Annotated in this window: 21 protein-coding genes and 1 pseudogene; 17 read left to right on the forward strand and 5 right to left on the reverse strand. The window is 71.9% G+C overall.

What is annotated here, in order from left to right:
• The first annotated feature begins 3 nt into the window (after window positions 1-3).
• The 8 genes from ABEA04_RS07390 to ABEA04_RS07425 all read left to right on the forward strand — a co-directional run bounded on the left by ABEA04_RS07390 (window position 4) and on the right by ABEA04_RS07425 (window position 8611).
• A complete protein-coding gene (locus tag ABEA04_RS07390; RefSeq protein ID WP_345456349.1) occupies window positions 4-933 on the forward strand; it encodes a ribokinase in 930 nt (309 codons plus the stop codon).
• A 99-nt stretch (window positions 934-1032) separates the two neighbouring features.
• Entirely contained in the window at window positions 1033-2226 is a 1194-nt protein-coding gene (locus ABEA04_RS07395; RefSeq protein ID WP_345456351.1) for a Gfo/Idh/MocA family protein, read from the forward strand.
• A gap of 55 nt (window positions 2227-2281) precedes the next feature.
• Complete coding sequence (locus ABEA04_RS07400; RefSeq protein WP_345456353.1) at window positions 2282-3355, forward strand: Gfo/Idh/MocA family protein; 1074 nt, start codon at window positions 2282-2284, stop codon at window positions 3353-3355.
• Between the two features lie 109 nt (window positions 3356-3464).
• Window positions 3465-4211, forward strand: coding sequence for a phytanoyl-CoA dioxygenase family protein (locus ABEA04_RS07405; RefSeq protein WP_345456355.1), 747 nt, complete (start codon window positions 3465-3467; stop codon window positions 4209-4211).
• Entirely contained in the window at window positions 4208-5125 is a 918-nt protein-coding gene (locus ABEA04_RS07410; protein ID WP_345456358.1) for a sugar phosphate isomerase/epimerase family protein, read from the forward strand. The genes ABEA04_RS07405 and ABEA04_RS07410 overlap by 4 nt, the downstream gene beginning before the upstream one ends.
• Window positions 5126-5164: 39 nt before the next feature.
• Window positions 5165-7228: a type 1 glutamine amidotransferase family protein gene (locus tag ABEA04_RS07415; RefSeq protein ID WP_345456361.1), complete on the forward strand. Its 2064-nt coding sequence runs from the start codon at window positions 5165-5167 to the stop codon at window positions 7226-7228.
• Window positions 7225-8175 carry a zinc-binding dehydrogenase gene (locus tag ABEA04_RS07420; protein ID WP_345456364.1) on the forward strand — a complete coding sequence of 317 codons (951 nt, stop codon included), beginning with the start codon at window positions 7225-7227 and terminating at the stop codon, window positions 8173-8175. Before ABEA04_RS07415 ends, ABEA04_RS07420 begins: the two co-directional genes overlap by 4 nt.
• A gap of 112 nt (window positions 8176-8287) precedes the next feature.
• On the forward strand, window positions 8288-8611 hold the full coding sequence (locus ABEA04_RS07425) for a hypothetical protein (protein WP_345456367.1): 324 nt from the start codon (window positions 8288-8290) through the stop codon (window positions 8609-8611).
• Window positions 8612-8644: 33 nt separating this feature from the next.
• On the opposite strand, the gene ABEA04_RS07430 is transcribed toward ABEA04_RS07425, so the two are convergent.
• On the reverse strand, window positions 8645-9673 hold the full coding sequence (locus tag ABEA04_RS07430) for a LacI family DNA-binding transcriptional regulator (RefSeq protein ID WP_345456370.1): 1029 nt from the start codon (window positions 9671-9673) through the stop codon (window positions 8645-8647).
• Between the two features lie 74 nt (window positions 9674-9747).
• Here ABEA04_RS07430 and ABEA04_RS07435 point away from each other — a divergent pair, with 74 nt between their 5' ends.
• From ABEA04_RS07435 to ABEA04_RS07465, 8 genes and pseudogenes are all read left to right on the forward strand, one after another.
• Entirely contained in the window at window positions 9748-10620 is an 873-nt protein-coding gene (locus ABEA04_RS07435; protein ID WP_345456373.1) for a helix-turn-helix transcriptional regulator, read from the forward strand.
• A 124-nt stretch (window positions 10621-10744) separates the two neighbouring features.
• Entirely contained in the window at window positions 10745-12076 is a 1332-nt protein-coding gene (locus tag ABEA04_RS07440) for an ABC transporter substrate-binding protein (RefSeq protein ID WP_345456376.1), read from the forward strand.
• A 128-nt stretch (window positions 12077-12204) separates the two neighbouring features.
• Window positions 12205-13173 (forward strand): carbohydrate ABC transporter permease, encoded by a 969-nt coding sequence (locus tag ABEA04_RS07445; RefSeq protein ID WP_345456379.1) that lies wholly within the window; start codon window positions 12205-12207, stop codon window positions 13171-13173.
• A complete protein-coding gene (locus ABEA04_RS07450) occupies window positions 13170-14198 on the forward strand; it encodes a carbohydrate ABC transporter permease (protein ID WP_345456382.1) in 1029 nt (342 codons plus the stop codon). Before ABEA04_RS07445 ends, ABEA04_RS07450 begins: the two co-directional genes overlap by 4 nt.
• A complete protein-coding gene (locus ABEA04_RS07455) occupies window positions 14195-15403 on the forward strand; it encodes a hypothetical protein (protein WP_345456384.1) in 1209 nt (402 codons plus the stop codon). Before ABEA04_RS07450 ends, ABEA04_RS07455 begins: the two co-directional genes overlap by 4 nt.
• A pseudogene (locus tag ABEA04_RS23005) lies at window positions 15400-15756 on the forward strand (Gfo/Idh/MocA family protein); the annotation flags it as partial. The gene ABEA04_RS07455 and the pseudogene ABEA04_RS23005, both read left to right, overlap by 4 nt.
• Window positions 15684-16409, forward strand: coding sequence for a Gfo/Idh/MocA family protein (locus tag ABEA04_RS07460; RefSeq protein WP_345456387.1), 726 nt, complete (start codon window positions 15684-15686; stop codon window positions 16407-16409). The pseudogene ABEA04_RS23005 and the gene ABEA04_RS07460, both read left to right, overlap by 73 nt.
• Complete coding sequence (locus ABEA04_RS07465; RefSeq protein ID WP_345456390.1) at window positions 16406-17443, forward strand: Gfo/Idh/MocA family protein; 1038 nt, start codon at window positions 16406-16408, stop codon at window positions 17441-17443. The genes ABEA04_RS07460 and ABEA04_RS07465 overlap by 4 nt, the downstream gene beginning before the upstream one ends.
• Window positions 17444-17447: 4 nt before the next feature.
• On the opposite strand, the gene ABEA04_RS07470 is transcribed toward ABEA04_RS07465, so the two are convergent.
• The 3 genes from ABEA04_RS07470 to ABEA04_RS07480 all read right to left on the reverse strand — a co-directional run bounded on the left by ABEA04_RS07470 (window position 17448) and on the right by ABEA04_RS07480 (window position 19567).
• Window positions 17448-18644: an endo-1,4-beta-xylanase gene (locus ABEA04_RS07470; protein WP_345456393.1), complete on the reverse strand. Its 1197-nt coding sequence runs from the start codon at window positions 18642-18644 to the stop codon at window positions 17448-17450.
• 131 nt (window positions 18645-18775) lie between these two features.
• Window positions 18776-19201 carry an RbsD/FucU family protein gene (locus ABEA04_RS07475; protein WP_345456396.1) on the reverse strand — a complete coding sequence of 142 codons (426 nt, stop codon included), beginning with the start codon at window positions 19199-19201 and terminating at the stop codon, window positions 18776-18778.
• 9 nt (window positions 19202-19210) lie between these two features.
• Complete coding sequence (locus tag ABEA04_RS07480) at window positions 19211-19567, reverse strand: Rieske (2Fe-2S) protein (RefSeq protein WP_345456398.1); 357 nt, start codon at window positions 19565-19567, stop codon at window positions 19211-19213.
• Window positions 19568-19667: 100 nt separating this feature from the next.
• Between ABEA04_RS07480 and ABEA04_RS07485 the strand changes: the two genes are divergently transcribed.
• Entirely contained in the window at window positions 19668-20789 is a 1122-nt protein-coding gene (locus ABEA04_RS07485; protein ID WP_345456400.1) for an amidohydrolase family protein, read from the forward strand.
• A gap of 416 nt (window positions 20790-21205) precedes the next feature.
• On the opposite strand, the gene ABEA04_RS07490 is transcribed toward ABEA04_RS07485, so the two are convergent.
• Window positions 21206-22429, reverse strand: a complete 1224-nt coding sequence (locus ABEA04_RS07490) for an HNH endonuclease signature motif containing protein (protein WP_345456403.1) — start codon at window positions 22427-22429, stop codon at window positions 21206-21208.
• Window positions 22430-22617 lie beyond the last annotated feature (188 nt).

Genomic DNA, 22617 nt, shown 5'->3' on the forward strand with positions numbered 1-22617 from the left:
CCGATGAACCGCACCGTGGACGTCGTCGTGGTCGGCTCGGTCAACCGCGACTACGTGTGCCGTGTCGAGACCCTGCCCGGGCCCGGCGAGACCGTGCTCGGCGGTGAGGCGTCGGTCGGCTCGGGAGGCAAGGGCGGCAACCAGGCCGTGGCCGCGAGCCTGCTCGGCGCCCGCACCGCGCTCGTGGCCCGCGTCGGTCGCGACGACGACGCCCGCGCCCTGCTGAAGGACCTCGCCGACGCCTGGGTCGACACCACCGAGGTGCTGCCCACGGCGGCGCGCACCGGCATGGCCTTCGTCATGGTCGACGCCGGTGGCGAGAACTCCATCGTGGTCGCGCCCGGGGCCAACGACCTGCTCGACGGGGCGACGACCTCCCGGGTGGCCGGTGCGCTTCTGGCCCCGCCCGGGGTGCTGGTCACGCAGGCCGAGGTGCCGCCGGAGGCGTGCGACGCCGCCGTCCGCGCGGCCAGCGCCCGGGGCTGCCGCGCGATCGTCAACCTCGCGCCTTACCGGCCACTGGCCGACGACGTCCTGGCGCTGTGCGACCCGCTGGTGGTCAACGAGTCGGAGGTCAGCAGCCTGCTCGGACGACGTGTGCGCGGCCGCGACGAGGCCCGCGACGCCGCCGCCGCCCTGGCCGGCCGCTGCCGGTCGGTCGTGATCACCGTCGGTGCCGACGGCGCCGTGGTGGGGGAGGGCGACCGGGTCGAGCACGTCGGTGCCGAGGCCGTCGACGTCGTCGACACCACCGGCGCGGGCGACGCGTTCTGCGGCGCCCTGGCCGCCGCGCTCAGCAGCGGCCGCGACCTCGTCGAGGCGGCCCGCCTCGGCGTGCGGGCCGGAACGTTCGCCGTCCGGCGGCCCGGTGCGCAGGCCTCGTTCGCGCACGCGACCGACCTCGGTCTCGGTCCGCTGCACCGCCGCGCCTGACGGTCATTGACCCGCGCTCGTGCAGGGCCTAACGTTCGCGGCCAAACCGATTTGCGCTGTCTCGAGCCGCGCAGCCCACGACGAACGGCGACGACCAGCGTGACCGCACCGGAGCACGACGACCGACCGGCCCTCGGGGTCGCGATGATCGGTCACGCCTTCATGGGCGCGGCCCACGCCCAGGCCTGGCGCACCGCCCACCGCGTCTTCGACCTGCCGGCCCGACCGGTGATGACCGTCGTCGCCGGACGCGACGAGCAGGCCACCCGCGCCGCGGCGCAGCGCCAGGGCTGGGCCGGGCACACCACTGACTGGCGCACGGTGCTCGAGCGCGACGACGTGCACGTCGTCGACGTCTGCACGCCGGGTGACACCCACGCCGAGATGGCGCTGGCCGCACTGGGGGCGGGCAAGCACGTGCTCTGCGAGAAGCCGCTCGCCAACACCGTCGCCGAGGCCGAGCAGATGGCCGCGGCGGCGCGCGAGGCGGAGCGGCACGGGGTGTGGTCGTCGGTCGGGTTCAGCTATCGCCGCACACCGGCCCTGGCCTACGCCCGCGAGCTGGTCGCTCGCGGCGCGCTCGGCACCGTGCGTCACGTGCGCGCGCACTACCTGCAGGACTGGATCGTCGACCCCGCCTTCCCGCTTGTCTGGCGGCTGCAGAAGGACAAGGCGGGCTCGGGCGCGCTCGGCGACATCGGTGCGCACGTCGTCGACCTCGCGCAGTGGCTCACCGGCCAGCGACTGACCGACGTCGCCGGCCACCTCACCCGCTTCGTCGAGCGTCGGCCGCTGGCCGAGGCGACGTCGGGCCTCCGCGCCACCAGCGGCGAGGACGACGTCGAGACGGGCGAGGTCACCGTCGACGACGCCGCGGTCTTCCTCGGCCGCACCGACGGCGGGGCGCTCGCCACCTTCGAGGCCACCCGCTTCGCCACCGGCCGCAAGAACGCGATGCGCATCGAGCTCAACGGCTCGGCCGGCAGCCTCGCCTTCGACTTCGAGGCGATGAACGAGCTCGACGTCTACGACGGCACCGTGCCGGCCCGCGACGCCGGGTTCCGGCGCGTGCTCGTCACCGAGCCCGACCACCCCTACGCCGGCGCCTGGTGGCCGCCGGGCCACGGCCTCGGCTACGAGCACACCTTCGTGCACCAGGTCGCCGACTTCGTGCGCGACGTCGCCACCGGCACCGCGCCGAGCCCCTCGTTCGACGACGGCCTGCAGGTGCAGCGGGTCCTCGACGCCGTCGAGCGGTCCTCGGACGCCGGGGCCACCTGGACCCCGGTGTGACGCCGACGGGCGCGACCCACCCATCCACCGACCCATCCACCGAGAGGGACCACCCGTGACCAAGCTGCGCGTCGGCGTGATCGGACTGGGCGAGGTCGCCCAGGTCATCCACCTGCCGATCATCGACCAGATGACCGACCACTACGAGCTGGCCGCGATCTGCGACATCTCGCCCGGCCTGCTCAAGCGCGTCGGCGACCGCTACCGCGTCGAGCACCGGTACGACGACTTCCACGAGCTCATCGCGGCGGGCGGCCTCGACTGCGTCTTCGTGCTCAACAGCGACGAGTACCACGCCGAGTGCACGGTCACCGCGCTCGACGCCGGCATCGACGTGCTGGTCGAGAAGCCGATGTGCCTGAGCCCGCGCGAGGCCGAGGAGATCATCGCCGCCCGCGACCGCAGCGGCCGCACGGTGATGGTGGCTTACATGCGCCGGTTCGCCCCGGCGTTCACCGAGGCCGTCGCGCGGTTGCCCGAGCTCGGCGAGATCCGCTACGCGCGGGTGCACGACGTGATCGGCGAGAACCGGTTGATCGTCGACCAGACGTGGAACGTCGACCGACCCGACGACATCCCACCGGAGGCCGCCGACGAGAAGTGGGCGCGGCGCTCGGCCCTGGTCAAGGAGGCCCTGGGCGACGTCCCGCAGGAGCTGGAGTGGACCTACGGGCTGCTGTGCGGGCTGGGCAGCCACGACCTGTCGGCGATGCGCGAGCTGCTGGGCCGGCCGCAGAAGGTGGCCGCGGCCAAGATGTGGCGCAGCGGCGGCTACGTCGTCGCCCTGCTCGACTACGGCGACTTCGTGGTCACCTACGAGACCGGCGTCGACGACCAGCTGCGCTACGACACCTACCTCGAGGTCTACGGCGCCACCGGGACGATGAAGGTGCAGTACGACACCCCCTACGTGCGGCACTTCCCGACCACGCTGCACCTCGAGACCACCACGGGCGACGCCTACGAGCGCTCGGTGTCGCGGCCGCACCTGAAGGACCCCTACACCTACGAGCTCGAGCACTTCCACGAGGTCGTCACCACCGGCGGCACGCCCAAGACGACGCCGGAGGACTACGTGCAGGACATGGAGCTGTTCGTCGAGATCATCCGCGCGCTCGAGAGGTCCTGACGCCTCCCGAAGATAGGTCGAACCGGCCCGAGGAAACGCGGCGCGGCCGACCGGACGCCCTTCCTAGCGTCGGTGCACCGCTCCACCCCACCGGAAGAAAGGCAGCACCGTGCTGAGCCAGCAGGACATCGAGCACTTCCGCACCCACGGCTACCTGCTCCCGGGCCGCCAGCTGTTCTCCGAGGAGAGGCTGGGCCGGCTCGAGCAGATCTTCAACGAGCACCTGAGCGAGAAGGGCGACAAGCTCTCCGACGAGCTCGACACCCCGCACTACCGCGACGACCGGCTCCTGGAGTTCCTGCTGTCCGACGAGGTGCTCGACACCGTCGAGCCGCTCATCGGGCCGAACATCGCGCTCTGGTCGAGCCACTTCATCTCCAAGGACCCCTTCACCGGCCGCGAGACGCCGTGGCACGAGGACAGCGCGTTCTGGAACGGCCGCTTCAGCGCCTACGACGGCATCGTGACGATCTGGCTGGCGCTCGAGAACCCGAGCACCGTCGAGAACGGCTGCATGCGCGTCGTCCCCGGCACCCACCTGACGTTCGGGGCCTCGGAGTACGTGCCGACCGACATCACCACCAAGACCTTCCACGCCGAGATCGCCGCCGTCGACGAGGACCAGGCGGTGGCCTTCGAGCTGCAGCGCGGCGAGTTCTCGATGCACGACGGCCGGATCGTGCACGGTGCCAAGGCCAACACCAGCCCGGTGCGGCGCACCGGCTACACCATGCGCTACTTCCCGTCGTCGGTCGAGATGTACGACAACGAGATCAACGAGGGCTGGAAGATCTGGCTCGCCCGCGGTGAGGACCTCGCCGGCAACACCTACGCGAACGTGCCCGCACCGGCGTGAGGCTCGGCCTGCTCACCGCCTGCCTGCCCGGCGAGTCCCTCGCGGACGTCGCCGGGTGGGCGGGCGCGCACGGCTACCGCGCGCTCGAGGTCGCGGCCTGGCCCGACGTGCCCGGCCGTGACTGGGAGGCCAGCCACCTCGACGTCGCCGCCTTCGGCGAGGCCGAGGCGGCCGGCGTCCGCGCGCTCATGGACGAGCACGACCTCGAGGTCTCGGCGGTGGCCTACTACGAGAACAACCTGCACGCCGACGAGCGGGTGCGCGAGCAGACCCACGAGCACCTGCGCCGTTGCATCGACGCTGCGCAGCTGCTCGGCGTCGGTCTGGTCGGCACCTTCGTCGGCCGCGACGTCACCCGCACGGTCACCGAGAACCTGCGGCTGGCCGAGAAGGTGCTGCCGCCGCTGGTCGACTACGCCGCCGAGCGCGACGTCCGTCTGGTGATCGAGAACTGCCCGATGGAGGGCTGGCACCCCGACGGCTACCCGGCCAACCTGGCCTACTCGCCCGAGCTGTGGGGCTGGCTCGCCGACCTCGGCCTGTGGCTCAACTACGACCCCTCGCACCTGGTGTGGTTGGGCATCGACCCGGTCGCGGCGCTCGAGGCGCACGCCGACCGCGTGCTGCACGTGCAGGCCAAGGACGTCGAGGTCGACCCCGCCGCCCGCGACCGCTACGGCGTCTTCGGCCGGGTGATCGACCGGCGGGAGTGGGTCAGCGGCTGGTGGCGCTACCGCATCCCGGGCCTCGGCCAGGTCGACTGGCAGCGCGTGATCGCCGCGCTCCACCAGGCCGGCTACGACGGCGTCGTCTCCGTCGAGCACGAGGACCCCGTGTGGAGCGGGGACGGCGAGCGCGTGCGCCACGGCCTCACGCTCGCCGAGCGCGCGCTCGCCCCGCACCTCGGCGCCTGAACCGAACGCCTGCCCCGCACCCGACCGAGAGGCCTTGCCATGCACCGCGGTGTCTACTTCGACGCCTGGTTCCCGCGCCAGCACTGCTACCACCCGAGCCTGCCGCCGCGCCGGCTGCGGATGGTCGACGACCTCGTCGACTTCCGCGCCACCGTGCTGGTGTGGGCCTCGATGGGCGGCGGGTCGCTGTCGCTGCCCTACCTCGAGCAGGAGGCCTTCGGCCCGGTCGACGCGCGCTCGCGGTTCTACGGCTTCGTCAACGACAGCGAGTTCATCGCCGCCTGCCACGAGCGCGGCATCAAGGTGCTCGGCATCGTCTTCGAGGCCCAGGGCTGGGAGTTCCCGGTCGAGCTGAGCGAGGAGGAGGACGCCGTCCTCGCGATCAACGAGCTGCGCGGCGTCGGCAAGCGCGACTGGATGGGACTGCGCGAGTTCTCCTCGAACCGCTACCCCCGGCTGTGGCCGCCGGTGGAGCGCTACTTCCCGGGTGGCCTGGTCAACAGCGACGGCGAGCCGGTCACCGACCTCATCGAGGAGTGCGTGGTCCGCGACATCCACCAGCAGCCGTGCCACGCGCACTGGGTCGAGTGCCCCGACCGCGAGCACCAGTGCTTCTACATGGACCGCAACAACCCCGTGTGGCGTGAGTACCTCAAGGCCGTCATCCGCATCCAGGTCGACGCCGGCGTCGACGGCATCCAGCTCGACGAGGCCGAGCTGCCGATGGGCGCCTTCCAGTACGGCGCCTGCTTCTGCAAGGACTGCATGAAAGGCTTCCGCGCCCACCTGCACGACCACCCGCAGCCCGAGCTGGACGGCGTCGACCTCGCCACGTTCCACTACGGCGAGTGGCTGCTCGAGCGCGGCTTCGACTTCAAGGAGGGGCGGGAGCGGACGCCGCTGTTCGGCGCCTACTACGCCTTCCAGTGCCTGGCCATCAAGCGCTACTTCGCCGAGCTGGCCGACTACGCGCGCGAGTACGCGCGGTCGGTGGGCCGCGAGATCATCGTGTCGGGCAACTTCTTCAACCTCGAGCCGATGTACCTCGCCCTGGCCGACGACGTCGACCTCGTCGTCACCGAGATGCGCAACACCACCTACCGCCAGCCGGAGTGGTACCGCTACGTCGCGGCGTTCGCCGGCGACAAGGACGTCGTGGTGGTCGAGAACCCCTACGGCGGCGTGGTGCCCGAGCTGATCGGGCTGCTCGCCGAGGGCAGGGGCCACGACCTCTTCCGGCTCTCGCTGTTCGAGGCCGCCGCGTTCGGCGCCAACATGTCGGTGCCCTACGGGTCGTGGATGGGCAGCGTCATCGAGGACTCCTTCCACGCCCCGCACGGACTGGCCACCGAGATCCAGGCCTTCCTCGCCGACCACGAGCACCTCGTCGCCCGGCCCACGGCCAACGAGGTCGCGGTCGTCTTCAGCGTGGAGAGCACGCGCGAGCTGATCGGGAGGGCCGACGCCAGTGACAACACCCTCAACCTGCGCGACGAGTCCGTCGTGGTGCCCTACCGCGACCTCACCCGACGGTTGGCCGACGCCGCCGTGCCGTTCGACGTGGTGATCTTCGCCGACGGCGTCACCGCACCCGACCGCGCGAGCGCCGAGGCACTGGCCCGCTACGCGACCCTGGTGCTGCCCGACGCCTACGCGCTCACCGACGGCCAGGTCGGGGCGCTCGAGGGCTACCTCGCCGGCGGCGGCACCGTGGTCGTCACCGACCGCGTCGCGGCGTCGCTGCCCGACCACGAGCGGGTCGTGACCGCCGACCGCACGGTGCTGGACGACGTCCTGCCGCACGGTCGCCAGGTCGACACCTCGGCCGCGGTGACGACGAACCTGCAGCACCTGGCCGACGGCTCCTACGCTCTGCACGTGGTCAACTACGACTACGACGCCGTCGACGACGCGGTGCGGCCGGTGAGCGACGCGACCCTGCGGGTGCGCACCCCCGAGCCCCGCGGCCGGGCCACGCTCGTGACCAGCGACGGGCGCCGGGTCGGGCTCGACGTCGTCCACGAGGACGGCGTGCACGTGGTGCGGGTCGAGGGGCTGGGCGTCTACTCGATCGTCGTGCTGCACGACGGCGACCTCCCGTGAGGATCGCGGCCCTGCGCGGCCCGCAGCGCTTCGAGATCGAGGAGGCGCCGCTGCCCGACGTCGGGCCCGACGAGGTGCTCGTCCGGGTCGTGGCCTCGGGCGTGTGCGCGTCCGAGCTCGAGACCTGGCTCGAGGGGCCGCCCGACGGCGAGGTGCGCCACCCCGGCCACGAGGTGAGCGGGATCGTCGAGGAGGTCGGGCCCGCGGTGACGACGCTCGCCGTCGGTGACCGCGTCGGGGTCTGGGTCACCGAGCGCGGGTTCGCCGAGTACGTCGCCGTGCGCGCCGACCGCTGCTTCCCGGCCGGCGACGGCCCCCTCGAGCTGGCGCTGGCCGAGCCACTGGCCTGCGCGCTCAACGCCGTCGAGCTGGCCGACCCGCGGCTGGGCGACGACGTCGTCGTGGTCGGGGCCGGCTTCATGGGCAACCTGGTGCAGGACCTGGTCGCGCTGCGGGGCCCGAGGCAGGTCGTCGTGGCCGACACCCGGGCCGAGGCGCTCGACCGGGCCGCCGCGCGCGGCGCCACCCGGGTCGTCGACGTCACCCGCGAGTCGCTGCCCGACGTCGTCCGCTCGCTCACCGACGGCCGTGGGGCCGACGTGAGCTTCGAGTGCACCGGCACGCAACCGGGGCTCACCGTGTGCGGCGAGACGACGCGGATGAGCGGCAAGGTGGCGGTCGTCGGGTTCCACCAGGGCGCGAGCCGCGAGGTGCCCCTGGCCTACTGGAACTGGATGGCCTTCACGATCCTCAACGCCCACTTCCGCGACCTGCCGACCATCATGAGGGGCATGGACGCCGGCATGCGGCTCGTCTCGTCGGGCGTGCTGTCGATGGCGGGGCTGGTGACGCACCGCTACCCGCTGGAGCGGATCGACGAGGCGTTCGCGGCGTTGCGCGACAAGCCCGAGGGCTTCGTGAAGGCGGTGATCACCGCTGACGAGTGACGACGAGCTCGACGATCTCGAACGGAGCCGTCGCGAGCGGGCCGAGCGGGCCGGCGCGATCCGCGACGCCCAGCAGCGCCAGCGCGACGCCGAGTCCGAGCGCGCCCAGGCGATGGTCGAGGCGTTCGCTGCCGAGGCGACCGCACGCGGCCTGCCCACCTCCGAGCTAACCGCCCGGCCGTGGTCGGGCCGGGCGCGCTACCCGACCGGCGTCACCGGCTGGTACCTGCGCAACGACCGCTCGCTGGGGGTCGGGGTCGACGGCGTCTACTACGTGCTCACGGTGCCGCCGCGACGGCTGGGCCGGTGGCGCGGCGTCCGTCTCGAGCCGTCGCCGCCGCCGCTGCAGGTGGGGGAGGGCGCGCGCGACAGCGAGTCGGTGGCGCTCGAGACGCTGCTGGCGATCCGCCTCGAGCGCGCGGACGACGGCCCCTGAGCCCGGACGGACCCTGAGCCTGTCGAAGGGGGGTCAGGCGGTGCCGCGCTCGACCAGCGAGCACGGCAGGACGACGGTGCGCCCGGCGCCCGCGTAGCGGCCGGTGATGCGGCTGAGCACGAGGTCGCCGGCGGCGCTGCCCACCTCGTAGGCCGGGTTGCGCACGGTGGTCAGCTGCGGCGTGACGATGGTGGCGGCGTCGACGTCGTCGAAGCCGACGACGGCCACGTCGTCGGGCACCCGCAGACCGAGCTCGTGGGCCACGTCGAGCGCGCCGATCGCCATCAGGTCGTTGGCGCAGAAGACCGCGTCGGGGCGCTGCGGCAGCGCCATCAGGGCCTGCATGGCCTCGTAGCCGCCCCTGCGCGTCCAGTCGCCGCGCACGAGGTGCTTGGCCGGCACCCGCCGCTTGTCGGCCTGCATCGCGGCCCGGAACCCGGCGGTGCGCTGGGTGCCGTAGCGGGGCGGGCCCTGGATCATGGCGATGCGGGAGTAACCGCGGGCGGCGAGGAAGGCCGCCGCCTCGCGCGAGCCCGCGCCGTCGTCGGGGATGACGGCGTCGCACATCGGGTGGTCGAGCTGCTCGCCGATGCACACGATCGGGGTGCTCTGGTCGGCCGGGCCGAAGCTGATCTCGTTGGCGATCTCGCCCGAGGCGAAGACGATGCCGTCGACGCCGCGGTCCATGACGTCCTCGAACAGGCGGCGCTCACGGTCGTGCTGCCCGTCGGTGTTGCAGACCACGGTGCCGTAGCCGGCGGCGTCGACGGCGTCGGCGAGCCCGCGGGTGAGCACGGCGTAGAACGGGTTGGTGATGTCGGGCACGACGACCGCGAGCATGTGCGACTGGCGGGTGCGCAGGTTGCGGGCCACGTGGTTGGGCCGGTAGCCGAGCTCACGGATGGCCTCGAGCACGGTCGTCCGTGTGGCCTCGCCGACGACGCGCTTGCGCGAGAGCACGTGCGAGACCGTGGTGGGGCTGACGCCGGCCCGCTCGGCCACGTGCGAGATCGTCACCCGGGTCGGAGCCTCCGGCGCCGCGGAGGTGCGGCTGCGTGGCATGGCGGTACTGTAGCCGCCGGAAACCGCCAAAACGATTTGAGGTGCGTGCATCTCGACGGCGTCCGGGAGGGCCCGTGACCGACCTCGTCGAGCGCTACAGCGTCGCCTCGCTCCTGCCGCCCCAGGGAGGCGCGCGGGTCATGCGGCCGCGGCTGCGCACGGTCGAGGCCCATTGGCACGACTACTACGAGCTCAGCCTGGTGCTCGACGGGGAGGCCGATCACGTCGTCAACGGGCGACGTCACCACCTCGGTCCGGGCAGCGCCTTCCTGCTCTCGCCGGCCGACGTCCACGAGATCCGGACGACGGGCCCTGCGCCGTTGGCCTGCTTCAACACCGTGATCGACCCCGCGCTCGTCGAGGGGCACCTCGCGGCCCTCGGTGGCCCCGGCAGCCCCGGGTCGGACGAGTTCCCGTGGCTGGTCGACGACTTCGCCGACGCCCGTCCCGACTTCGACCGCCTGCAGCGCGAGTGCGAGGAGCCCCGCACCGGATCGGCGCAGGTCACGGCGGCGATCGTCGCCTGCCTGCTCGTCGAGCTGGCGCGCCGGTGTGGGTCCGCCGATCGGCCGACCGACCCGGTGGGGGACGTCGAGGCCGACCTGCGGGCCGCCGTCCTGCACGTCGACCGGCACTTCCGTGAGCCGCTCACCCTCGCCGAGGTGGCCGCGGTCGCCCACCTGTCGCCGAACTGGTTCAGCGAGCGATTCCGGCAGCACGCGGGCGTGCCGTTCCAGACCTACCTGCAGGAGCGCCGGCTGCGCTTCGCGCGCTCGCTGCTCGTCTCGACCGCGCTGCCCGTCGGCGAGGTGTGCCACGCGGCGGGGTTCAACAGCCTCTCGCACTTCGGCCGGGCCTACCGTCGGCGCTACGGGGTGGCCCCGTCGGCCGGTCGCCGCGCCAGTCTCTCCCCGTCGGGTGTGACCGAAACCACGCGAAGTCGTTGACAAACCTCCGGCGCCGAACGATGCTCTCGGCCTGAGGGAGCCAAACGATTTGCGTCGGTTCGTGCTTCGGGTCGCGGAGCGGTCTCCCATCGCCGCTGTGAGACAACAAGGGGAGTGAACTCCGGTGAGATCCAGACTGTCGCGCCACACCCGTAGCACCGCCGCGGTCGCGGCGCTGCTGACCGCCGCCGCCCTCGGACTGAGCGCCTGCGGCAGCTCCTCGGATGACCCGCCCGAGCCGGTCGGTGAGGGCGAGGGTGCCGTCCAGCAGCCCGACGAGCCCACCGAGGTCACCTTCTTCTCCTGGATCGGCCAGCAGCCGGAGATGAAGAAGCTGGCCAAGGAGTTCAACGAGGAGTACCCGAACATCACCATCAAGTTCGAGAACGTGCCGGCCGAGCAGGCCGGCCAGGTGCTCACCACCCGCATCGCCGGCAACAACGCCCCCGACGTCGCCTACGTCAACGCCAGCGACGTGGCCGACTACGCGAGCCGCAACGCGGCCGCCGACCTGGTCAACTACCTCGACCGCAGCGAGGTCGTCGTCGCCGACGACTACGTCGACGCCTTCCGTCAGTTCGTCACCTACGACGACAAGATGTGGGGCCTGCCGATGGGCGGCGAGACCACGGGCCTGTTCTACCGCACCGACCTGTTCGAGGAGGCCGGCATCGAGAACCCGCCGACCACCTGGGACGAGTTCCAGCAGACCGCCGAGGCACTGACCGACGAGTCGGCGAGCCAGTACGGCTACGAGGTCTTCGCGCCCGAGTCGGCCTACTACTTCCAGCCATGGCTCTTCCAGGCGGGCGGCGACCTGCTCAGCCCCGACGGCAAGGAGATCGCCTTCGACAGCGACGAGGGTCGCAAGGCCGCCGAGTTCTACGTCAACCTGGCGAACTACTCGCCGAAGGACTACCTGAACTCCAACTCCTACGACGGCCGAGTCGCCTTTGCTGAGGGTCAGGTCGCGATGTACATGGCCGGCGCCTGGTTCGCGGGCACGCTCACCGAGGAGTACCCCGACATCGAGGGCAAGTGGGCCACCGCGCCGCTGCCCGAGGGCGACGCCGGTTGCAAGACCAGCATCGCCGGCGACGCGCTGATGATGCTCGCCGACACCGAGAACGCCGACGCGGCCTGGCTGTGGATGGAGTTCCTCTCCCGGCCCGAGACGCTGGCCCGCCTGACCTACAAGACCGAGGGCACGCTGCTCCCGCCGCTGACCTCGCTGCTCGAGGGTGACGAGATCACCGAGGAGAAGCCGGTGCTGCAGGGCTTCATCGACCTGATGGCGTGCGGCGTCGCGCCGACGGCGTCGAACCCGAAGTTCCCGCGCATCGAGACCATCCTCAACGAAGAGCTCGGCAAGGCGATGTACGGCGAGCAGAGCGCCGACGAGGCCCTCGACAACACCGCTCAGCAGGCCGAGGCGATCCTCGCCCGCGGCAACTGACCCACCCGCACCACCGCACTCGCACCACGTCCCGCCCGGGCCCTCGCAGCACGCGGGGGTCCGGGCGGACCCACCTCGGGGCCGGCAGCTTCGCGTGGCCCGCACCGAACACGAGCCAAGGAGCAGCCATGTCGACGGCGGTCGCACCGGAGCGCAAGCCGGACAGCAAGCCCCCCGATCGCACGGACATCCGCGAGGCGCGCGGCCTGCGCAGGCTGGCCTGGCGCATGTGGCGGGAGCGGTCGGCGTACCTGTTCATCGCTCCGGGGATGCTCATCTTCTCGGTCTTCACCCTCGGGGCCCTGGTCTTCGCGGCCTGGCTGACCTTCCACCGGTGGAGCATCATCGAGCCGGAGAAGCCGTTCGTCGGGCTGCAGAACTACCGCGACATGGTCGACGACGAGCGGTTCGTGCAGTCGGTGCTCAACACCATCTACTTCACCGGCGCCTCGGTGCCGATCACGATGTTCATCGGTCTCTGCCTGGCCCTGCTGCTCAACCAGCCGCTGCGCGGCCGGGCGCTGTTCCGCACGGCCTACTACCTGCCGGTGGTGACGCCGTTCGTCGTCTCGGCCCTGCTGTGGAAGTGGCTCTACAACGGCGACTTCGGCCTCTTCAACTACTACCTGATGAAGGGCCACGTCATCGACGAGCCGCTGCAGTGGCTCTCCAGCCAGAACCTGGCGATGCCGTCGGTGGTCCTGATGAGCATCTGGAGCGGCGTCGGCTTCTCGATGGTCATCTACCTCGCGGGCCTGCAGTCGGTGCCCTACGAGCTCTACGAGTCGGCCAAGCTCGACGGCGCGAGCACGCTGCAGCGCATCCGGCACGTGACGATCCCGCTGCTGCGTCCCACGACGTTGTTCCTGCTCGTCATCGGCATCATCGGCTCGCTGCAGGTCTTCACCCAGATCTTCGTGATGACGCAGGGCGGGCCGGTCAACAAGACGACGACGATGGTCTATTACATGTACCTCTGGGCCTTCAAGTACTACGACATGGGCTACGCGAGCACCCTCGCCTTCGCGCTCTTCGCGATGCTGCTGGTCTTCACCGCCTTCCAGCTGCGGCTGTTCCGCGACGGGGACAAGGCATGACCGGGGTGGCCGACGAGCCCATCGCGCTGCGCAAGGCCGGCGCGGCCGCCGCCGAGCCGGTGCTGGCGAAGCGTCGTCGCTGGCACCGTGAGAAGCGGCCGGCCGGGGCGCCCCGCGAGCGCGAGCAGATGACGCTGCGCGCCAAGCTGGGCACCTACCTCGTGCTCGCGCCCATCGCCATCCTGTTCGTGGCGCCGTTCGCCTGGTTGATCAGCGCCTCGTTCCAGCCGCAGGGGATGATCTTCAACAACCCGCCCACGTGGTGGCCCGGCGACGAGGCCACCGTGGGCGGCTACAAGGGCTTCCTCAACATCGGCACGCTCACGGAGGCCGAGCAGTCGCAGGGCAGTGGCAACTGGCGGTGGTTCGCCAACAGCGCGTTCGTGGCCATCACCATCACCACGCTGCAGACGTTCTTCAACGCGCTGTGCGCCTACACCTTCGCCAAGCGGAAGTTCCCCGGCCGCAACGTCATCTTCGTGATGTTCCTGGCCACCATGATGGTGCCGGGGCAGATCACGCTGATCCCGAACTACATCATCATCCAGCACATCCCGTTCGTCGGCGGCAACGACTGGATGGGCAACGGCGGGCAGGGCCTGATCGACTCCTACTTCGGGCTCATCGCTCCGGGGCTGGTCAGCGCGTTCGGCATCTTCCTGCTGCGCCAGTACATGCTCTCGATCCCCGACGAGCTGCTCGACGCCGCGCGCATCGACGGGGCGAGCGAGTTCCGCATCTTCTGGAACGTGGTGCTGCCGCTGTGCATGCCGGCCCTGGCCGCCAACGCGATCTTCACCTTCCAGGGCGCGTGGGAGGACTTCCTCTGGCCGCTGCTGATCCTCCAGGATCCCGACAAGATGACCGCCCCGGTGGGCCTGGCGCTGTTCATCGTGCAGAACCGCACCGACTGGAACCTGCTCTTCGCGGGCTCGGTGATCGCGACGGTCCCGATGATCGTGGTCTTCCTCATCTTCCAGCGGCACTTCGTGCGGGGCATCGCGGTCACGGGCATCAAGGGGTGAGCGCCTCGCCGGACGCCGACCGCGCGCTGGTCGAGCGGCTGCTCGCCGAGGGGGACGGCGTCCTGCGGTGCGACCCGGCGTGGGTGGCACGCGACTTCCTGCCGCCCGGACGCCGCCTCGGCCTGCCCGACGACGCCTACGACCTCGGCGAGCGCGGCGCGGTCTGCGAGCGCTGGCTGGCCTCGACCACCCGCGCCGACAACCGCGTCGGCCCGGACGACGAGGGGCTCAGCCACGTGGTCGGCGAGCACGGTGAGCGGGTGCTGCTGCGCGACGTCGTGGCAGCCGACCCGACTGCGGTGATGGGGGCGGACTACGCGGCGTCCCACCCTGCCGGGCTGGGTCGGCTGGCGAAGATCTTCGACTACGCCCACCGGCTGCCCTACCACGTGCACCCGCCGCAGCGGTTGGCCGCGCGCGTGGGCTGCAACGCCAAGGACGAGTCCTACCACTTCCTGCCGGGCGTCGACCTCGGCGCACACCCCGAGACGTTCTTCGGCGTGCACCCGTGGATCGCCGAGCAGCGGGCGCACGACGTCCTGCTGCCCTACCTCGTCGACTGGGACAGCGACATGGTCCTGCGCCACGCACGGGCCGAGCTGCAGGTGCCGGGGGAGGGGTTCCACGTGCCGTCGGGGGTCCTGCACGCGCCCGGCACGGCGCTGACCCTCGAGCTGCAGGAGGACTCCGACGTGCTGTCGATGTTCCAGGCGCTCAACGCCGGCCGGATCATCAGCAAGGAGCTGCTGTTCAAGGACGTGCACCCCGACGACCGGGCCGCCGACGGGGAGCGGGCCGCGCTGGCGTTCGTCGACTGGGAGGTCAACGGCGACCCGTGGTTCTACGAGAACCGTCACCTGAGCCCGCAGCCGGTCGACGGCTCGGCGGGTTCGGCTGCTGAGTCCTGGGTCTTCTACAACACCGACAAGTACGCCGGGAAGCGGCTCGTCGTCCCGCCCGGCGGACGACACCGGCTGAACGAGCCGGGCGTCTACAGCGTCTTCGCGTGGTCCGGCGCCGGCACGCTGGCCGGGCACGAGGTGCGCGGCGGCGAACCGGGGCGCGACGAGCTGGTGGTCACCCACGCCGCCGCGACCCGCGAGCACGAGGTGGTCAACGACGGCGCGACCGACCTCGAGCTCTACCTGTTCTTCGGCCCCGACCTGCAGCCCGCGGCGCCCACGATCGCGGTGCACGAGCGGTGAGCGCGGAGCCGGCCGGTCTCACGGTCGGGCTGGTCGGGGCCGGGATGATCGCCGGCGTCCACGCCCACGCCTACCGCGACTCGCCCGGGGTGCGGGTCGCGGCCGTGTGCGACCCGGTGCGCGAGAAGGCCGAGCGCCTTGCCGAGCGGCACGGCGCGGTGGCGGTGACCGACCTCGCGGCGATGCTCCACCTCGGTGTCGACGTGGTCGACGTGTGCACCCCGCCGGGGGCGCACGCCGACGCCGCCGTGGCGGCCCTCGAGGCCGGCCGGCACGTGCTGTGCGAGAAGCCGATCACCCGCACGCTGGACGACGCGCGCCGGGTGCTCGCGGCCGCCGCGGCCTCGCCCGGGCTGCTGTCGATCGGCCAGGTGGCGCGTTGGGCCCCGACCACCGGGCGGCGTACGACGCCGTACGGGCCGGCGAGATCGGGACCGTCCGGATGGTCACCCACTCGACCACCAGCGCCCCGCCCGGCTGGAGCGAGGGCGGCTGGCTGGCCGACCATGCGGCGTCCGGGGGACCGCTGCTCGACCAGGGCGTGCACTCCTTCGACTACGCGCGGTGGCTGGTCGGCAGCCCGGCGGTGCGGGTGCACTGCGTGGCGGCCGACAGTCCGGCCGGACCGGCGACCTACGCCCTCGCCACAGTGCGTTACGAGAGCGGTGCTCTCGCGCACGTCGAGTGCAGCTGGGCGCACCCCGAGGCACGGGGGTTCCGGCTCGGCGTCGAGGTGGTCGGCACCGAGGGTCGCATCGAGTGGCAGCTCGACCAGCTGATGGGCGGCGTGCTGCACCGCCACGACGGTGACACCGAGTGGTGGGACGTGCTGGGCGACCTCGAGTTCACCCGCGAGCTGCGGGCGTTCACCGACGCCGTCCGCGCCGGCGGGCCGCCGCCGGTGCCGGCCCACGAGGCCGCCGAGTCCCTGCGCACCGCGCTGGCCGCGCTCGAGTCGGCCCGCACCGGTCGCACGATCGACCTGACGACCTGGGAGCCGCTGTGAGCGCGCGACCGATGCGGCCGGTGGGGGTCGCCGTGCTGGGGGCGGCGCACACGGGTCACGCGTGGGCGTACACGCGGGCGGTCACCGCGTCGCCGAACGCGCGGGTGGTCGGCGTCCACGACCCCGAGCCGGAGCACACGCGGTGGATCCACCACGACTTCGGGGTGCCGCTCGTCGACGACGTGGAGGCCCTGCTCGCCTCGCCCGAGGTGGAGGCGGTGCTCGTGTGCAGCGCGAACGCCGACCACCGCGCGCACGTCGAGCTCGCGGCCGCGCACGGCCGGCACGTGCTGTGCGAGAAGCCGATCGCCACCACGCTCGAGGACGCCGACGCGATGGTCGCCGCTTGCCACGTGGCCGGCGTCCAGCTGCACGTGGCGTTCCCGGCGCGGTTCACGCCGCTGGTCGCCCGCGCCCGCGAGACGGTACGGGCCGGCCGGCTCGGCGAGCTGATCGGCCTCGTGGGGCTCAACCGCGGCCGTCCGCCGCTGCCGCCGTCGTACCCGGCCTGGCTCACCGACGCCGAGGCCGCCGGGGGCGGGGCCCTGATCGACCACTCGGTGCACGTGACCGACGCGATGCGCCACGTGAGCGGGCTCGAGGTCGCCGAGGTCTCGGCCGAGGCCGGCAGCCTGCTGTGGGACTGCGGCGTCGACGACCTCGCGGTGGTCTCGCTGCGCTTCGCCGGCGGCGCGGTCGGCAGCATCGACCCGAGCTGGTCGGTGCCGGCCGACCACCCGTGGGACTACGACTTCCACCTGCGCCTGGTCGGCACCGAGGGGGCGCTGAGCCTCACCGACGGCGCCGAGTCGATCCGCGTCGTCAGCACCCGCGAGGGCGGGCCGCGCGGCCTGCGGCACGCCGGGTTCGGGAGCGACCCCGATCGCGCCATGGTCGAGGCGTTCCTCGCCTCGGTGCGCGGCGACGCCGTTCTCGACCCGTGCGCGACGGGGGAGGACGGCGTCCGGGCTCTCGAGGTGGCGCTGGCCGGCTACCGCTCGGCGGCGACCGGCCGGGCCGCCGCCGTGCGGTGAGCCGCTACTTCTTCAGCTTCCAGAGCTGCTGGCGCTTCGGCGCGTTCTTGAACGCGCGGCTGATGGCCCAGTAGGCGGGCTTGGGTCGCATGCTGCGGTCGAAGGCGAGTGGACGCCGGTGGGTGCCGTCGGCGCGGGGCTGGTCCTCGTCGAGCCAGGTGTAGCGGTCGCTGAGCCCGAAGGCGATGACGGCCTTGACCGCGCGCACGTCGAGGGTCACGTCGAGGTAGTGGCGGTAGACGTCGGCGACCTTGCGGTCGCGCGGGCCCATCGCCTTCGGCAGCCCCTCGTCGAGCACGTCGAGCTCGGTGATCAGGATCGGCAGGCCGCGGTCGGCGATCTCCTGCAGGAAGGCGCGGTAGCCCTTCTCGTGGAACTTCCTGTGGAAGCCGTCGGCGAGCAGGTGGCCCTGGATGCCGACGGCCTGCAGCGGCACGTTCTGGTCGAGCAGCCGGTCGATGACCTTGAGGTAGGCCTTGCGGCGGGCCTCGGGCCGGTCGCCGTACTCGTTGACGGTCTCGAAGCCGAACTCGTTGATCAGGCGCAGGGCCTTGGGGTCGTGCTCCTTGGCGAGGTGGAAGCTCTCGGCGACGTAGCCGCGGCCGATCGTGCTGTACCAGGGCACGTTGGTGCGGAAGCCGTACTTGTCGGCCTCCTCCGGGTCGGAGACCTCGTTGGCGACGATCCAGCCGTTCACGCGGCCCTTGTAGTGACTGACCTCGCGGCGGATCACGCCGTAGAGCAGCTTCTTGGCGTCCTTGGTGCTGAGGTTCCAGAGGTCGTCGTCGCCCCAGCCCTCGCCGAAGCCCTCGTCCCACGCGAGGTGGGCGGCCAGCACGAGCTGGTCGTTCTGCTCGGCGACGTCGACGATCTGGTCACCGGGCTTGAAGTTCAGCTTCGCGTCGGGGCCCGGCTTGAGCTGGTACCAGAGCAGGTCGTCCTCGGTGAACAGCAGGCCGGCCTCGCGGCCGTGCAGCGTCGAGTAGCCCTGGTCGAGCTGCCAGGTGGCGATCGAGGAGCCGAAGACCAGGCCCTTGCGCGCGGCCTGGCGCCACAGCGGCGGGCGCCACGTCGCGGCGCGGTCGGCGTCGACGGCGGCCTCGGCCAGGCCGGGCGTGCCGACCGCGGCGAGACCGGCGGCGGCGCCGGCGGCGCCGAGCAGCACCGATCGGCGGTCGAGGTGGGTGGCGGACTCGGTCATGGCGGCTCCTCGGCGGCGGTCGACCGGTCTCGGCCCGGTCAGTGACGGTGGTCACGCAAATCGATTGGCCCGACCGTAGGCGGCCACCGCGCGGGCGGCAAGCAGTTCGACGAAACTCGTCGGTCGCCGGCCTAGACGACGCCCTTGGTGATCAGGAAGCAGCCGTAGGGCCGGTCCTCGGTCGTGGCGACCACGACGTAGGCCTCCCGGGCGCGCCGGTAGAACTCGAAGCGCTCGACCGCGGCCGACGGGACGGCGCGTCCCTCGGCCTCGTCGACGACGTCCTGCAGGTCGGCGTGCACCGGTTGCACGGTCTGCACGTCGCCGACCGCGCCCATGCGCAGCACCGCGGGCTCGACGAAGGTGTCGACCGGCAGCACGGACAGGACGGCGCGGGCGGCCCGCACCAGGTCGACGCCGGGCAGCGTGACCAGCCGCCGGGCGTTCGAGGCGGCCGGGAAGTTGCGGTCGACGAGGGCCAGCACGTCGCCGTGACCCATGGCGGCCAGGTGGCCGAGCAGGTCGGCGTCCAGCACGGGGTCGATGCCCTTGAGCACGCTCGCCCCTCAGGCGTGCAGCACGACGTCGCCGTCGCGCTGGGTGACGGGGTAGGTGCGCAGCCCGCTGCGCTTGGGCTCCAGCAGCGAGCGGCCGGTCTCGAGGTCGAACTCCCAGCCATGCCAGGGACAGCGGATGACGCGGTCGTCGAGGCCGTACTCGTACTGGTGGGGCGCGGCGGCGACGAGCGTGCCGCTCAGGGAGCCGGCGCACATCGAGGCCCCCATGTGCGGGCACTTGTCGTTGATGGCGAAGAACTCCTCGCCGACGCTGATGACGCCGACGCGGCGTCCGTCGACCACGACCACGCGGCAGCCCTCGCGGCGCAGCTCCTCGACGGTGCCCACCCTGATCTCTGTCGTCACGAACTCGCCCCTATCGCGATGCCAAACGATTTGCTAAGCATGACCCTGACGGCTCGGACGCATCCGTCGCAAGGGTTTCGCTACAGGAAGGCGCCCGACCATGACCGACCCCGCCCCGGGCCGCTACGGCCTGGTCGACTGCGACGTGCACCCGATCATGGCCGGCGGCATGACCGACCTGCGGCCGCACCTGTCGCGTGGGGCGCAGCGTCGGCTGGGTCTCGACGACCGGCGCAACCTGTCGACGATCGGGCACCGCGAGGCGGTCTCGATCCCGCGCAACATGCTCTACGTCAACCAGGCCGGGGTGCTGCGCGACGACGCCCGGGCGCCCGACGGGTCCTCGCCCGGCTCCGACCCCGCCTTCACCGCCGAGCAGCTGCTCGACGGCAACGGCATCGACCGCGCGGTGCTGATCGGCGGCGAGGTGCTGGGCCTCGGCGCCATGCCCGACCCCGACGCCGCCGCGATGATCGCCTCGGCCTACAACGACTGGCTGGCCGAGACCTGGCTCGACGCCGACGAGCGCTACCGCGGCTACCTCGTGGTCGGCGTCCAGGACCCGCAGCAGGCGGCGGCCGAGGTACGCCGCGCCGGCGCCGACGAGCGGTTCGTGGGTGTGCTCCTGCCGCTGACCAACCTGCTCATGGGGCAGCGGCACTACTACCCGATCTACGAGGCGGCGGCCGAGCTCGGTCTGCCGATCGGCGTCCACCCCAACTCCGGCGAGGGCATCTTCCGCACCTCCCCACCGACGGCGGGCGGGACGCCGACCTACTACGTCGAGTGGCACACCGGGCTGAGCCAGGTCTTCGCGGCCAACGTGACCAGCCTGCTGTGCCACGGCGTCTTCGAGCGGTTCCCCGGGCTGAAGGTCGTCATCACCGAGGGCGGCCTGGCCTGGATCCCCGACGTGATGTGGCGGCTCGACAAGAACGTCAAGGGTCTGCGCGACGAGGTGCCGTGGCTGCGGAGGCTGCCGAGCGAGTACCTGGTCGACCACGTGCGCTTCACCAGCCAGCCGCTGCCCGAACCGCGCCGCCGCGCTCACCTGCACACGCTGCTCGAGATCGTGCACGCCGAGCGGACACTGATGTTCAGCTCGGACTACCCGCACTGGGACTTCGACGACCCCCGCCACGCCCTCGCCTCCCTCCCCGCGAACGTGCGCGAGCGGATGACGGCGCAGAACGCGATCGAGACCTTCGGCGACCGCCTCTAGCCCCTGACCCGGCGTCAGCGCGAGGTCGTCGTCGAGACCCCGGGAAGTCAACGCATACGCGACCGTACGGACCCTGAGCTTGTCGAAGGGACGTCGTGCGCGAACGTCCGCGTGGATCTCCGGTGGTCGAGGTGCGAGGCCGGCCACGGCCGAGCCTCGAGGACCCCGGAAGGTCAACGCGTACGTGCCCGCACGGACCCTGAGCTTGTCGAAGGGCGCCCCGCGCGAACGTTCTCGTGGAGGCCGGTGGTTTCGACGACGCTCGCTAGAGCTCGCTGCTCAACCGCCGGAGTCGGCCTTGACGGTGGTCGAGGTGCGAGGCCGGCCACGGCCGAGCCTCGAGACCCCGCAGGGTCAACGCGAACGTGACGCACGGGGCATGCCGGTAGCCCCGCGGGGGGCGGGGTGTGGGGCGGTCAGGGTCGTCGGCGTCGGTCGACGGTGAAGGTGCGGCCGGTGGGGCTGGTCCACTCGTACAGGCCGGGTTCGAGCATCCGGTAGCGCCACCTGCTGTGGGTCTTCGCGCGGTGGTGCCGTCGGCAGAGCGGGGCGAGGTTGGACGTCGAGGTCGGTCCGCCGGCCTCGTAGGGGTGGATGTGGTCGAGGTCGACCCGTCGTCTGGTGCAGCGTGGGAAGACGCAATGGCGGTCGCGGAGCATCACGTGGTCGGCGACGGCGGGGCTGGGTCGGTAGGCGTCGCTGGACTTCTCGACGTTCAGGTCGATCACCGGACGGACGGTGACCTTCGTGCCGACTGCCGCGCACCACTCCTTGATCTGCTCGATGAGCACGGGGGTCTGGGTGTTGTCGAGGACGCCGACGTCGGTGGCGTCGAGGTGGGCGTAGAGCGTGACGCCGCGTCCCGACCCGGGCTCGGTGTCGAGGCCGAGCGCGAGCTGGGCTCGGGCCATCTCGCCGAGCGCCTGGGAGCGGCGGACGTCGAGGGTCTCGGTCGATCCGAGGTCGGCGAGCTGCCGGGCGCCTGCCTGGACGGCGGCTTCGAGGTCGATGGCGTCGGTGACGTCGAGGGTGGCGGCGATCTCGACGGTGCCGTTGATCGGGACGTCGAGCCCGTTGAGTCGGATGTCGACACCCCGGCGTTCGGCTGCTTCGACCCGGCGACGTTCGGCTTCCTCGGGGTCGAACCGCGCGATGGCGGCGGCCGTCGTCCGTTCGATCTGGGCGAGCGACAGGTCGTGGGCGAACGGCGCGAGGGCCTGGTCGACGAGCGCGGCGCCGACCTTGCAAAGGATCACGGTGTGCTCGGCGACGCGGAACGCCCGCCACACCGGAACCTCCATATCTAGGACCCGGCGGTATAGGCGGGGCAGGCGGTGGCGCAGCTCGAGGGCGTGGCCGAGGTATCGGAGTCCGGAGTCGGTGGAGACGCCCATGACGGCCGCGAGGTCGAGCGCGGCCCACTCGTGGACGACTGGTGCGCCGGGGCCGGCTACCTCGAGCCCAGGCTCGGCCAGGGTGTCGGCGATGTAGTCGGCGTCGTCCACCTCGTTCTCGGCTGCCCAGGCAAGCACGGCGCGGAGCTTGGCGACGTCGATCCGGGCCTGCTCGGCCACCACGGACTCGACCGCGTCGAGCAGCGGGTCGCTGCTCACGCGGGGTGTCTGGGTGGTGGTCGGCATGCGCCAATTCTACCGCCCACCACTGACAACCGCTGAGGTGTTCGACGATCTGTGGAGAGCTCCGGAGGGCCCTTCGACAAGCTCAGGGTCCGTGGGGTCGGGCTGGCTTTGGTGGGCCGGTGGTTTCGACGACGCTCGCTGGGGCTCGCTGCTCAACCACCGGAGTCGGGCTGACGGTGGTCGAGGTG

It is taken from the genome of Nocardioides marinquilinus (assembly GCF_039543705.1).
In the GTDB taxonomy this organism is placed as follows: Bacteria; Actinomycetota; Actinomycetes; order Propionibacteriales; family Nocardioidaceae; genus Nocardioides; species Nocardioides marinquilinus.

Bases quoted from the DNA above. Each gene is read 5' to 3' on its own strand.
- ABEA04_RS07445 (WP_345456379.1), top strand. From the start codon at position 12,205: ATGTCGACGGCGGTCGCACCGGAGCGCAAGCCGGACAGCAAGCCCCCC.
- ABEA04_RS07415 (WP_345456361.1), top strand. From the start codon at position 5,165: ATGCACCGCGGTGTCTACTTCGACGCCTGGTTCCCGCGCCAGCACTGC.
- ABEA04_RS07425 (WP_345456367.1), top strand. From the start codon at position 8,288: ATGGTCGAGGCGTTCGCTGCCGAGGCGACCGCACGCGGCCTGCCCACC.
- ABEA04_RS07470 (WP_345456393.1), bottom strand. From the start codon at position 18,644: ATGACCGAGTCCGCCACCCACCTCGACCGCCGATCGGTGCTGCTCGGC.
- ABEA04_RS07450 (WP_345456382.1), top strand. From the start codon at position 13,170: ATGACCGGGGTGGCCGACGAGCCCATCGCGCTGCGCAAGGCCGGCGCG.
- ABEA04_RS07390 (WP_345456349.1), top strand. From the start codon at position 4: ATGAACCGCACCGTGGACGTCGTCGTGGTCGGCTCGGTCAACCGCGAC.
- ABEA04_RS07485 (WP_345456400.1), top strand. From the start codon at position 19,668: ATGACCGACCCCGCCCCGGGCCGCTACGGCCTGGTCGACTGCGACGTG.
- ABEA04_RS07430 (WP_345456370.1), bottom strand. From the start codon at position 9,673: ATGCCACGCAGCCGCACCTCCGCGGCGCCGGAGGCTCCGACCCGGGTG.
- ABEA04_RS07490 (WP_345456403.1), bottom strand. From the start codon at position 22,429: ATGCCGACCACCACCCAGACACCCCGCGTGAGCAGCGACCCGCTGCTC.